Raw genomic sequence first — 11,970 nt, forward strand, 5'->3', positions numbered from 1 at the left:
TGAGAGTGACGCTTGTCACCGCACCTCGGACAGCTGCCGACGTTTGGCCTCCAGGTCGAGGATCTCCCGCTGGATGCTCCGAAAACGCTTTGCCTCGACCACGGAATCGACCCGTTCGAGCTCGCGCACCTTGTCCCGCTGTCGGACGCTCAGCTCTTGAGCAAGCAGCCTGTTCAGAATCGACACGGCATGGTTCTCGAGCTGCCGTTGCGTCGTCGCCGGCAAAGGAGCCACGGTCAGCTCCGCCAACAAGGCGTGCGCGGCATCGTCAGTGTGGTTGCGGATGCCATTGACCCAACGGGTGCCGGGAGCGGCCTCGGTGTCTTCGTGAGCCGCCAGCACCCCCCGCAGGATCTCGTGGTGGATCCGGTACCGCACCCTGATGGAGCCGAGGGCTTCCCATTGCGATTGTTCGACCAAGTCAGGAACCTGGACCAGCACTTCGAGAGCCTGCTTTTCCCGGCGGGCTGCGGCATCGTTCCTGTAATCCGGCATCTCCGCTTCGGGCCGGGAAACCGTTTCATGCTCGGCGGAAGCGGCCTGAATCTCTTCTTGACGTCGCTCCGCCGGCTGCCGGGCCGCCGCACGAACTGCCCCGTCGAGCTCCTGCAGGTCGACGCCGATCCAGCGGGAAACCTCTCGTTGGTAGGCCTGCCGAAGCCCCGAGTCCCGAATCGAGGCCACCATGGGCGCGATCGCACGCATCGCACGTATGCGACCTTCGATGCTCTCCAGGTCATAATCCCGGAGCGTGACCCGTATCGCGAATTCGAAGAGAGGACGCTTGGCCTTGAGCAGGTCCCGGACTGCCCTGTCCCCCCGCTTGAGCCGCAAGTCGCACGGGTCCATCCCGTCAGGTGCGACGCACACGTAGGTTTGGGCGGTGAACCGCTGATCCTCTTGGAAAGCGTGGAGCGCGGCCTTCTGCCCGGCGTCGTCCCCGTCGAAAGTGAACACCACTTCTCCGCCGGTTCCGTCGTCCCCGAGCAGACGTCGCACGATCTTGATGTGCTCCGTCCCGAAAGCGGTACCGCACGTCGCGACGGCGGTTTCAATACCGGCCAAGTGCGCGGCCATCACATCCGTGTACCCCTCGACGACGACGATCTGCTTGCCCTGCGCGATTTTTCGTTTGGCCAGGTCGATCCCGTAGAGAACTTGGGACTTCTTGTAGAGCTGCGTTTCCGGCGTGTTGAGGTATTTGGGGCCTTTGTCATCCTCGAAGAGTCTTCGCGCCCCAAAGCCTATGGTCTCGCCCGTGATGTTTCGGATAGGCCAGATCAGGCGGCCTCGAAAACGGTCGTACAGGCCCCGCTGCCCCTCCGAAAACATGCCGGTGGCCTTGAGCTCTTCGTCGGTGAATCCCCGATCCCGAAGGTGTTTGAGCAGATTCGACCAACCCTGCGGTGCATAGCCGATACCGAATTTCCGGGCGGCCTCTCCGTCGAATCCGCGGCCGCCCAGGAAATTCTGTGCGACCGAGGCTTGGCGGGTGTACAAGGCCTTCTCGAAGAATTCCTGTGCAATTTTGTGGGCGTCGATGAGGCGCTGCCGACGCCCCTTCTCTTCCCGAGTCGGGCCGGTGCCCTGTTCATAGTGCAGTTCGAAACCGATGCGAGCCGCCAGTCGCTCGACCGTCTCGGAGAACGACGTGTGATCCATCTCCATGAGGAAGGCGATGACGTCGCCCGACTCGCCGCAACCGAAGCAGTGGTACGTACCCATTTGGGGCCGGACATGGAATGAAGGGGTCCGCTCGTCGTGAAAAGGGCACAGTCCCTTGTAAGAGCCGATGCCCGCGGATTTGAGCGTGACGTAGCCTTCGACAACCTCTCGGATGTCGGTGCGAGAGCGCACCTCGTCTATGTCCTCGCGTCGAATCAAACCAGCCACAGGGGCAAGTTTATCCGGCCTGACAAATCGTCGTCGCACGGATTCTCCGACCGTGGACAATTCACCACAGAGGCTTGTCTCCGATGCGCCAGTTCAATCCGGTGATGCGGTCGTGAAGGCGTACGGCCGAGGAATCGGTGAGCGATGCAACCTGGTCGACGACCAGCCGCAACCGGCCGGCCTCGTCCTGCCGATCCGTCTCCCGCCAATCCGCGGCGAACACAGGGTCAAGGAAGAGTCCGTCGGTATCCATGAGGGCCTCGACCAGCACGGCAAGCATTTCGCGCTGATTCTCGTACAAAGGTCCCTGATCCCTGACCGCCATGACGTACGCGGTAGCAATCCCCTTCATGACCGCGATCTCCGTGAGGGTGTCTCGCGGGATGCGCAACTGGGCATCGTAACGAGTCAGATTGCCCTGGCCATACTCCGCACGGGTCGCCGCAATGGCCTCTCCTGCGAACCGCCCAATGAGTCGGCTCGTCAGCGCCTTGAGAGCCGCCATCGATGCCCGCGTTCCGGTCATCAGGGGCAACCACTCGTCCAGATGCTGAAGCCGCACCAGCGCGGCTTCGAGTTCCTCGGGGTCGGTATCCGGCATGTACCATCGCTGGGTCCACGTCATGACCCGATCGCGTTCCGTTGGTCGATCCATCCACCCCAACTGCACATGGCCCCCGAAGACCGCGTCCTCGACGTCGTGCACGGAATAGGAAATGTCGTCAGCGAGGTCCATGACCTGGGCTTCCAAGCATTTCTGGCCTGCAGGTGCGCCCTCCCGGAACCATTCGAAGACAGGCAGGTCATCCTCGTAGACACCGAATTTCCGACTCTTGCGTCCGTCGGTGACCGGTGCGTCTTCCTTGGTCCACGGGTATTTGCACGCGGCGTCGAGACAAGCGCGCGTCAGATTCAGGCCCGCGGATTGTCCATTGGGCATGATCACCTTGGGCTCGAGTCGACTCAGGAGGCGAAGGGTCTGGGCGTTGCCTTCGAACCCTCCTGCTTGTGCCGCGATCACGTCCAGGGCCGCCTCTCCGTTATGCCCGAAGGGCGGGTGACCCAGGTCGTGGGCCAGGCATGCGGCGTCGACGACGTCCGGGTCGCAGCCGATCATGCGCCCCACCTCTCGACCCACTTGGGCGACCTCGAGCGAGTGCGTCAGGCGGGTGCGGATGAAATCATCCGAACTCGGCGAGACTACTTGGGTTTTGAAACCCAGACGGCGCAGGGCCGAAGAGTGGAGAACCCTGGCCCGATCGCGCTCGAACTGGCTCCGGTAGAGGTTCTTGTGGTGCTCCGGCAACCACCGGTCTGCATCACGCGGCGAGTAGCCGGGCTGATTCGGTTCAGTCGGGGAAGACATGGACGCGTGCACCTTTGTCGGAGAAATCGAACAAACCCCACAGTACCGCGCGGTGCCGCGGATGCATGGTGTTTTTCCACAACAACAACACCGCAAGCCATCCGGTATCAGCCTCCCGAGATGTCCAGCTCCGCGTCGGCGAGGCCCAAGCGTTCGGCATCGCCGAGAATTCGAGAGTCGAGCCAGCCGTCGGGCAGATGCGGCTTCTTGGGCGAACCCGCGCGCCCACGAGGTCCTTCGACGTCGGCACCCGGATAAGGCAAGGACAGATCCAGGTGGCGCAGCAATTCACGGAACTGTTCAAGACGCTCGACCTGGGCCATCTGCGCCCGCAGTTCCCCACCGACGGGGTACCCCTTGAAGTACCACGCGATATGTTTGCGGATCTCGCGCATACCGCGGTGCTCTTCGCCGAAGGTCTCCACGAGCAATTCGGCGTGACGGTAGATGATCTGGGCAACCTCCGCGACGCCGGGGCGGAATCGGTCTTCCCGGCCCTCGAAGGCCGCTTGCAGATCTCCGAAAAGCCATGGTCGGCCTTGGCAGCCGCGCCCGATGACGACGCCGTCGACTCCCGTCTGCTCGACCATGCGCGCAGCATCCTCGGCGGACCAGATGTCCCCGTTGCCGAGGACCGGGACATCCGGGATCGCTTCTCGGAGTTCGGCGATGGAATCCCAATCGGCCTGGCCCGAATAGTGTTGGGCCGCCGTGCGGCCGTGCAAGGCGATCGCGGCTACTCCGGCATCACGGGCGGTCTTCGCGGCGTCGAGGAACGTGATGTGCTCGTCGTCTATGCCTTTGCGCATCTTGACCGTGACCGGGATGTCGGCACGTGAGGCCTCCCGTACCGCGGTTTTCACGATCGCTTCGAAGAGATCGGTTTTCCATGGCAGGGCCGAGCCGCCACCGTTCTTGGTGACTTTCGGAACGGGACACCCGAAATTGAGGTCAATGTGATCAGCACGCCCCTCCTCTGCGACCATCCGCACGGCTTTTCCGACATTGACCGCGTCCACTCCGTAGATCTGGATCGAGCGGATCTTTTCGTCCTCATCATGCTCGATGATGCGCAACGATTCCGGACGGCGCTCGGCCAGCGCCCGGGCGGTCACCATCTCCGTCACGTAGAGGCCCCCGCCGTATTCCCGGCACAGTCTGCGGAAGGACCTGTTGGTCACACCCGCCATGGGGGCAAGTACCACCGGCACGTCCACCGTGAGGTGGCCGAGCTGAAGCGGGGGCAATGCGAGACGCGTAGGAAGTGCTGTAGTCACCGGCCAATTTTCTCACAGTCGGAAGGCTCCGTGCGCGGTCTCTGCTGAACTGACCAGGGTGAGATCGCACTACCTTGCGCTCGAACGGCTCCGAAACGCCCACGCATGCTGCCCCCCGTGACGGCGTCAGACGGTGTGCGCGTCCGCCACGGTCAGCGCCGTGTCGATGATCTCGAGTCCTTCCCGCGCTTGTTCGTCCGTCAAGTTCAACGGGGGCGCGACGTGTATGCGATTGAAGTTGGCGAACGGCAGCATGCCGGCCGCCTTGAGAGCGCCGATCAGCTCGTTCATTTCCGGTGAGGAGCCTCCGTACTCGGCCAACGGCTCCTTGGTGTCGCGGTTCTTGACCAATTCGATCGCCCAAAAACAGCCGAGGCCCCGTACATCTCCGACCGACGGATGTCTTTCGGCGATCTCCTGCAGTCCCGGCCCAAAGATATCCGTCCCGAGGTGCGCAGCGTTGTCGACCATCTTCTCGGAGGTCATAGTTTGAATCGTGGCCACCGCAGCGGCGCAGGCCAGCGGATGCCCCGAATACGTCAGCCCACCCGGATAGGGCCGTTCCGCGAATGTCTGGTAAATGGCCTCGGAAATCGCGACGCCGCCCAACGGAACATAACCGGAATTGACGCCCTTGGCGAAGGTCATGAGGTCGGGACGAACGTCCCAGTGCTCGACCGCGAACCAGGCCCCGGTGCGGCCGAATCCGGCCATCACTTCGTCGGCTATGTAGACAATTCCATATCGGTCGGCCAATTCGCGCACACCCTGCAGATATCCGGGCGGGGGCAAGTATATTCCGGCCGTTCCGGGCACTGTCTCCAAGATGATGGCTGCGATCGTCTGCGGGCCCTCGAGCAGAATCACGTCCTCCAGATGCCGCAGTGCTCGCTGCGTCTCTTCCGTTTCACTGGTGGAATTGAAGTAGGAGCGGTACGGATAGGCCGGCATGAAGTGCGCGACGCCCGCATCACCGTGATCGTTGGCGAACCGCCGGGGGTCCCCGGTCACGTTGACCGCGAGCTCCGTCCCACCGTGGTAACTGCGGTAGGCGGAGAGCACCTTGCGCCGGCCGGTGTGCAGCCGGGCCATCCGAATCGCGTGCTCATTCGCATCCGCTCCCCCGTTGGTGAAGAAGATATGGTTCAGATCGCCCGGCGCGAGCTCGGCGATGAGCCGCGCCGCCTCGGAGCGGGCCGCGTTGACGTGGGACGGTGCGATCGTGCAGATCTTCTCGGCCTGATCCCGGATGGCCTGTACCACTGCCGGGTGCTGGTGCCCAATATTGGTGTTGACCATTTGAGACGAGAAATCGAGCAGTCTGCGTCCTTCCCCGTCCCAGACAAAAGGACCTTCGGTTTTGGTCACAGTCATCGGCTTCAAAGACGCCTGCGCGGACCAGGAATGGAATACGTGCTCACGGTCGAGGTCGTAGGCCCGCAGCCCCTCGGCGATCTCGGCCTCGCTGGGCCCCGAAATTCCTGTACCGGTGGTATTCACTCAGGTCTCCTCCGCATGGCTTCCGCCGAACATACTTGGTTTACACATTCTATTCGTCCCTGCGATGAATTCGACCACACGTCTCGACGTTTGATCGGTCGACTTTCTACGGTTGCAGTGCCGGGATGTTCCCGGTCTGGCGAGGAGCCAGCTGGCTTATGAAGAAGGACATACCATGCAACGATTCCAGAACCGCCGGGTCGTCATCACGGGAGCAGCCACCGGAATCGGACAGGCATCGGCCCGCCGTTTGGGTGAAGAAGGAGCAACCCTGGCCCTCGTGGATGTCAATTCCGATGATTTGGCCAAAACCGCCGACTCGGTGCGGGAAACCGGGGCCGAGGTACAGACCCACGTCGTGGACATCTCGGACGAAGAAGCCGTCAAGGGCCTGGCTTCTGAACTCGGCAGAGCGTGGGGCGGAGTGGACGTATTGATCAACAACGCCGGAGTGGACAGCAAAGGCGGGAAGGTCCACGAATACCCCACGGAGCTTTTCGACAAAATCATCGCCGTGGATCTCAGAGGGACGTTCCTCATGACGAAATACCTCGTTCCCCTGATGTTCGAGCACGGCAAGGGAGCAATCGTCAACATGGCCTCCTTCTCGGGGCTCGCCGCGGATGCCGACCGATCCGGGTACAACGCCGCCAAGGGCGGCGTCGTGAACTTCACTCGGGCCACCGCCACGGATTATGGCTCTCGGAACATTCGCGCCAATGCGGTCTGTCCGGGAACCATCGAGACCCCTCTCGTGGACGAACTGGTGGGCGGCGCCGACGCCGAGGGCAAGAGTTTCCGAGAGCAGCAGGCTCGCGTCACTCCGCTCGAACGCTTGGGCAAGCCGGAAGAAGTCGCCGCTGTCGTCGCTTTTCTCGCTTCCGACGACTCTTCCTTCGTGACCGGCGAAACCATCACCGTGGACGGCGGGGTCATGGCCTACACGTGGCCGGCGAACGTCCTGACCAGCTAGCCAACGGTCATTCCAGGGTCGGCGGGGCCTTGATCGTCGAGGTTCTCGACCGCCCGGGCCCAGTCCAGGTGCAGAGAACTTTCCTCGGCCAACAGGGTTCTGACCCGGACTCGGACGCCGCCGGCCCCCGAACGATCCGGGCGGGCGGCATCCAGGTCGAGCAGATCCTCCCGAACCCAATGCTCGTAGGCCTCCTCACCATGCCCGGGGATGATGCCTTGGGCGTTGACGACGCGCCACCAGGGCACGGAAGAACCCCACCGAGCCAGAACATTTCCGACGACGCGCGGAGACTCCCCTACGATCCGGCCGAGGAGCCCGTAAGTTGCTACGCGGCCGGCGGGAACACATTCCACGGCGCGCAAGATGCGTTCGACGCGCAGATCGTCCATCCTGTTTCCCGGGTTCCGCGACCTAACGGTCCGCGACCACCAGGGCCTCTTCCTCGACGCTAGCCGTTCCCCTCTGGAGGAGAGCCTCAACCAGTTCCGTGAGAATGCTCATCGAATCGTCTACTTCAATGACCACCGGGTACTGGGCCACGAGCAGAGCGAGCAACTGTTCGACGTCCTCGCCCGAACGGACTCGATCGAGGTCGTAACCGAGAAGAACCTCGGTCGCTTCCTCATCGGAGACCTCGCGCCCGGGGGCGTCAGCGTCCAAGGCACGGTAGCTGACCGCGAATGCGGCAATTGGGGCCTTGGACCCGTTCTTCTGGGCCTCCAGTACGCCGTCCCGCATCACGATCGCGCCGTATGCTTCCGCCTCGTCCGAGAGGAACAGCCTGTTGACCCGGCCCAAGGACTGCTCGGCCGGCGGATCCCAATCATGGACTCGTCGGTAGAAGTCCCAGACGGCCTGGGTCAGTTCAAGCGACCCCGTCGCCAAGTCTTCGATGGCTTGATCAAGGTTGCCGTCGCCGTCGACCCGCAAAGGCCTTTGGGGAAGGGCCCCGGCCTCGACTCGGATCATTCGGGTCCGCTGGATCGAGCCGAGCCCGGCCCACTGGGCGAAACCGGCACCAGAAGTCTCCGGCACAATCTTGGTTCGCAACGCCGTGATGCCCGACGGGGCGGTCTGCGCCGCTTCCCGAAGTACCTCGAAAAGGCGCTTACCCAGACCGAACCTCCGATGATCCGGTGCGACCTCGATGTAGGCCCACAGCCGGGACGAGTGCAACGAGGTCTCATAGACCGTCCCGGCTGCGACGGGAACGCCGTCGTGTTCGGCCACGACAGTCCGTTGCCACGGTTGCTCGCCGTCCGGTCCCAGCTTCGCACGGAAGACGGATGCCTGAATGTTGTCGGCATCGGGCCAGATCTGCATCAGCTGCAGGTCGTCTCCCTCTTGCCACCCACGGATCGTGTAGTCCGCCATACCGCTCTCCCTTGAGTTATTTGATCAGCTGTCCCGCGAGGTAGGACTTGACCTGGTCCAAGCTGACGCGCTCTTGAACCATGGAGTCCCGCTCACGAATCGTCACGGCGTTGTCTTCGAGAGTGTCGAAGTCCACCGTGATGCAGAACGGCGTCCCGATCTCGTCCTGGCGGCGGTAACGACGACCGATCGCGCCGGACGTGTCATAGTCGACGTTCCAGTTCTTCCGCAGTTCCGAGGCGAGCTTCTCCGCGGTCGGAGTCAGCGTCTCTTTCTTGGACAACGGCAAGACGGCGGCCTTGACCGGCGCAAGGCGCGGATCCAATTTGAGGACCGTGCGGGTATCCACACCGCCCTTGGTATTGGGCGCTTCGTCCTCGGTGTAAGCATCGACCAAGAAAGCCATCATCGAGCGGGTCAGGCCGAAGGAAGGCTCGATCACGTACGGAACGTAACGCTCCCCCGTACCCTGGTCGAAGTACTCCAGCCGGGTATTGGAATGTTCATTGTGGACGCCGAGGTCGTAGTCGGTGCGGTTGGCCACACCCATGAGCTCGCCCCACTCATTGCCTTGGAAGCCGAACTTGTATTCGATGTCGATGGTCCCGGCGGAGTAGTGCGCGCGGTCGTCTTCGGGGACGTCGAACTTCCGCATGTTGTCCGGGTTGATTCCGAGGTCCACGAACCAGTTCCAGCAGTCCTCGACCCAGGTCTCGAAATACTCGGAGGCCTCAGCGGGATGCGTGAAGAATTCAATTTCCATCTGTTCGAACTCACGGGTCCGGAAGATGAAGTTGCCCGGTGTGATCTCGTTACGGAAGGCCTTGCCGATCTGGCCGATTCCGAACGGCGGGCGCTTGCGGGAAGCAGTCACCACGTTGTTGAAGTTGACGAATATGCCTTGCGCGGTCTCCGGACGGAGGAAGTGCAGGCCTTCCTCGTTGTCCACGGCGCCCAGGTAGGTTTTCATCAGACCCGAGAACTGTTGCGGTTCTGTCCAGTTGCCGGGCTGGCCGGTCTCCGGATCGTTGATGTCTGCGAGGCCATTGGCCGGCGGATGACCGTGCTTCTTCTCGTAAGCCTCGATCAGGTGGTCGGCACGGTAACGCCGATGGGTGTGGAGCGATTCGACAAGCGGATCGGTGAACGTCTCGACGTGGCCCGAGGCTTCCCACACGGGCGTGGGCAGAATAATCGAGGAGTCCAGCCCGACCATGTCCTCGCGCGATCGCACGAAGTTCTGCCACCAGAGTTGGCGGATGTTTTCTTTCAGCTCGGCTCCGAGTGGGCCGTAGTCCCACGCCGACCGGGAACCGCCGTAGATTTCACCGGCCTGAAAAACGAATCCGCGGCGTTTGGCCAGCGTGATGACGTTATCCAGCGTGGACTTTGGTGCCATAGGTATTGTTCACTCCATTAGTCGTCGCGCGTCGCCGGTTTGCGACGCGTGCAAGGGCTTGATTCGCCTACCAGCCTACCGGTTCGCGACGCGGGGACGGGTCTCGGTTTCGGCGCCGAACGGCACGGCCTCTCGTCACAGGACAGCTGCCCGGACAAAGACGGTAATAGTCGCCGTCCTATTGCGTGCGGATAGACTCATGCCCATGACGACTCAAGACGCTCAGCCAGTCGAAATTCGTGAAGACATGATTCGACTAGGCCAATTACTCAAATTCGCGAGCCTCGTGGAGGATGGCGCCGAAGCACGGGAAATCATCGCCGAGGGCCATGTCTTCGTCAACGGCGAGCCCGAATTCCAGCGTGGGAAGCAGCTGCATCCGGGCGACACCGTTGCCCTCGGAGAGGCCACCATCCGTATTGAGCGGGAAGATTCCCCCGCCGCCGGTTAGGAGTCCATGGTCAGGACCATGCGGAACCTGGCGTCCCCGGCCATCATTTTGTCGAAGGCAGACTGGGCCTTCGCGAGGGGAACGGTTTCGATCTCGGCATTAACCCCTGTCAGAACGCTGAAACGCATGGCGTCCTCCGAGTCCTGAGAAGTTCCGGACGCATGCCCCTGTACGGCGAGGGACCCTGGGATCAATGCGAAGGGCGGAATCTGCATTGGATCGGCCGAAGCACCGACGACCATGAGCTCGCCCCGGGGTTTGAGGCCGCCCAGGACCACGGTCATGGCATCCGGCGCCGTCACGGTGGCCAACACCACATTCGCTCCACCGAGCTTGTTGAGCTCTTCGGCCGGATCGGTTGCGGTGGAGTCGATGTAATGATGAGCGCCGAGCTCGAGCGCGAGATCCTTCTTCGCGGTACCTCGAGCAATCGCGACGGTTTCGAACCCCATTTTTGCGGCGTACTGAACCGCCAGGTGCCCGAGGCCTCCAACGCCCAGGACCGCGACGACGTCGCCCGGCCTGGCGGATGATTTCCGCAATGCATTGAAAGTTGTCACTCCAGCACAAAGCAACGGAGCCGCGTCGACGTCCGCGAGGTCGTCCGGTATCGAAGCGAGCGCTTCCGCGGGCACGACGGCGTATTCCGCGTAGCCGCCATCGTAGTGGATCCCCGGGATTTCGCCGTTCTCACACGAAACGAAATCACCGCGACGGCACGCTTCACACGTAAAATCACAGCCACCGAACCAGCCGACCCCGACCCTCTGGCCGGGAGACCACGCGGTGACGCCATCACCGACGGCATCGATTTCGCCCGCGATCTCATGACCGGGCGACCGCGGAAACTCATTGCCCATCGCCCCGGACACGGTGAATGCGTCCGAATGGCAGACCCCGCACGCGTGGACTTTGACGCGAACCTGGCCGGCACGCGGCTGTGGGATAGGGACGTTGACGATTTCGAAATTCTTATTGGCTTCGGGAACTCGGACCATCATCATATTTGTCATGTCCGACACACTACTCGCCGTTTCCCCTGATCAACGTGTGAGTTCGTGAGAAAAGGGACGCTACCGGAGCACGTGGCGCAGGAACTCGGAGACGTGTTTGATCTCCTGGTTGCTCACGCCGTGGCCCATCCCGGCGTAAAGCACTTTGGTCACGTCGGTGTGATCGCGAAGCCAGTCGAGATTGAACGCGACCATTTCGGCGGGGATCACGGGATCCTCTTGATCTCGCCCGTAGAAGAACGGTATACGCGGCGACGATGCTGCGAGGGCGGGGTCGTCGAAGAATTCGTCTGCCGAATCGACCACGAACCCGGACAGGCCGACGACGGCGCGGGCCAAGTCCGGTCGATGGCGAATCACCGAACTGGCGATCGCCATACCTTGAGAGAAACCGAACAGTGAGACGTCCGCGTAGTCGGAGGACGCCTCATCGATCCAGGCGATCACGTCGGCAGCGGTCCTCGTGACTTCCTCGGCGTCGGCGGTGATGTCCTCCCCGAACGTGCCTTGAAGCTCGAACCAGCTGTAGCCCGGCATTCCGCCGGGCATGGCTCCCGGCGCCCTCATGGCCGCATAGGTGAAGCCATCTTCGGGCAGTGCGGGGAGAAGTCCGAGGAGGTCCTTCTCATGGGATCCGTACCCGTGAAGCATGAGCACGAGGTGTGTTCCGGGACGTTCGGCTTCGGGACGGGAGAATTCGACGACGGGATTTTGAGTCATA

At 62.4% G+C, this 11,970-nt stretch carries 11 protein-coding genes; 2 read left to right on the forward strand and 9 right to left on the reverse strand.

The genetic code is table 11. From position 1 onward, the window contains the following. Positions 1-15: 15 nt before the first annotated feature. The 4 genes from dnaG to EWV35_RS11705 all read right to left on the reverse strand — a co-directional run bounded on the left by dnaG (position 16) and on the right by EWV35_RS11705 (position 6,036). Positions 16-1,893 carry a DNA primase gene (dnaG, locus tag EWV35_RS11690; protein WP_129662116.1) on the reverse strand — a complete coding sequence of 626 codons (1,878 nt, stop codon included), beginning with the start codon at positions 1,891-1,893 and terminating at the stop codon, positions 16-18. A gap of 61 nt (positions 1,894-1,954) precedes the next feature. Next, entirely contained in the window at positions 1,955-3,259 is a 1,305-nt protein-coding gene (locus EWV35_RS11695; protein ID WP_129662118.1) for a deoxyguanosinetriphosphate triphosphohydrolase, read from the reverse strand. Between the two features lie 107 nt (positions 3,260-3,366). After that, positions 3,367-4,536, reverse strand: a complete 1,170-nt coding sequence (gene dusB, locus EWV35_RS11700; protein ID WP_129662120.1) for a tRNA dihydrouridine synthase DusB — start codon at positions 4,534-4,536, stop codon at positions 3,367-3,369. Between the two features lie 126 nt (positions 4,537-4,662). After that, positions 4,663-6,036, reverse strand: a complete 1,374-nt coding sequence (locus EWV35_RS11705; RefSeq protein ID WP_129662122.1) for an aspartate aminotransferase family protein — start codon at positions 6,034-6,036, stop codon at positions 4,663-4,665. Positions 6,037-6,211: 175 nt separating this feature from the next. Here EWV35_RS11705 and EWV35_RS11710 point away from each other — a divergent pair, with 175 nt between their 5' ends. Next, positions 6,212-7,009, forward strand: coding sequence for an SDR family oxidoreductase (locus EWV35_RS11710; protein WP_129662124.1), 798 nt, complete (start codon positions 6,212-6,214; stop codon positions 7,007-7,009). On the opposite strand, the gene EWV35_RS11715 is transcribed toward EWV35_RS11710, so the two are convergent. Genes EWV35_RS11715 through EWV35_RS11725 form a run of 3 tightly spaced genes read right to left on the reverse strand, consistent with a single transcriptional unit; the run spans position 7,006 to position 9,785 of the window. Continuing rightward, complete coding sequence (locus EWV35_RS11715) at positions 7,006-7,401, reverse strand: MGMT family protein (RefSeq protein ID WP_129662126.1); 396 nt, start codon at positions 7,399-7,401, stop codon at positions 7,006-7,008. The two genes, EWV35_RS11710 and EWV35_RS11715, sit on opposite strands and share 4 nt — an antisense overlap. 22 nt (positions 7,402-7,423) lie before the next feature. After that, complete coding sequence (locus EWV35_RS11720) at positions 7,424-8,386, reverse strand: GNAT family N-acetyltransferase (RefSeq protein WP_129662128.1); 963 nt, start codon at positions 8,384-8,386, stop codon at positions 7,424-7,426. A gap of 16 nt (positions 8,387-8,402) precedes the next feature. Continuing rightward, complete coding sequence (locus tag EWV35_RS11725) at positions 8,403-9,785, reverse strand: glycine--tRNA ligase (protein WP_129662130.1); 1,383 nt, start codon at positions 9,783-9,785, stop codon at positions 8,403-8,405. A gap of 205 nt (positions 9,786-9,990) precedes the next feature. Here EWV35_RS11725 and EWV35_RS11730 point away from each other — a divergent pair, with 205 nt between their 5' ends. Next, a complete protein-coding gene (locus EWV35_RS11730) occupies positions 9,991-10,236 on the forward strand; it encodes an RNA-binding S4 domain-containing protein (RefSeq protein WP_129662132.1) in 246 nt (81 codons plus the stop codon). Here the strand turns inward: EWV35_RS11730 and EWV35_RS11735 are convergent. Beyond that, positions 10,233-11,249 carry an alcohol dehydrogenase gene (locus EWV35_RS11735; protein ID WP_165168552.1) on the reverse strand — a complete coding sequence of 339 codons (1,017 nt, stop codon included), beginning with the start codon at positions 11,247-11,249 and terminating at the stop codon, positions 10,233-10,235. The two genes, EWV35_RS11730 and EWV35_RS11735, sit on opposite strands and share 4 nt — an antisense overlap. Before the next feature lie 60 nt (positions 11,250-11,309). Continuing rightward, on the reverse strand, positions 11,310-11,969 hold the full coding sequence (locus EWV35_RS11740) for an alpha/beta hydrolase (RefSeq protein ID WP_129662134.1): 660 nt from the start codon (positions 11,967-11,969) through the stop codon (positions 11,310-11,312). Position 11,970 lies beyond the last annotated feature (1 nt).

It is taken from the genome of Rothia uropygialis, assembly GCF_004137765.1.
Lineage (GTDB): Bacteria > Actinomycetota > Actinomycetes > Actinomycetales > Micrococcaceae > Rothia.

What these genes read in the sequence shown, in the direction of transcription:
- EWV35_RS11695 (WP_129662118.1), bottom strand. Translation starts at nt 3,259, where the DNA reads ATGTCTTCCCCGACTGAACCGAATCAGCCCGGCTACTCGCCGCGTGAT.
- EWV35_RS11710 (WP_129662124.1), top strand. Translation starts at nt 6,212, where the DNA reads ATGCAACGATTCCAGAACCGCCGGGTCGTCATCACGGGAGCAGCCACC.
- EWV35_RS11715 (WP_129662126.1), bottom strand. Translation starts at nt 7,401, where the DNA reads ATGGACGATCTGCGCGTCGAACGCATCTTGCGCGCCGTGGAATGTGTT.
- EWV35_RS11720 (WP_129662128.1), bottom strand. Translation starts at nt 8,386, where the DNA reads ATGGCGGACTACACGATCCGTGGGTGGCAAGAGGGAGACGACCTGCAG.
- EWV35_RS11725 (WP_129662130.1), bottom strand. Translation starts at nt 9,785, where the DNA reads ATGGCACCAAAGTCCACGCTGGATAACGTCATCACGCTGGCCAAACGC.
- EWV35_RS11730 (WP_129662132.1), top strand. Translation starts at nt 9,991, where the DNA reads ATGACGACTCAAGACGCTCAGCCAGTCGAAATTCGTGAAGACATGATT.
- EWV35_RS11735 (WP_165168552.1), bottom strand. Translation starts at nt 11,249, where the DNA reads ATGACAAATATGATGATGGTCCGAGTTCCCGAAGCCAATAAGAATTTC.
- EWV35_RS11740 (WP_129662134.1), bottom strand. Translation starts at nt 11,969, where the DNA reads ATGACTCAAAATCCCGTCGTCGAATTCTCCCGTCCCGAAGCCGAACGT.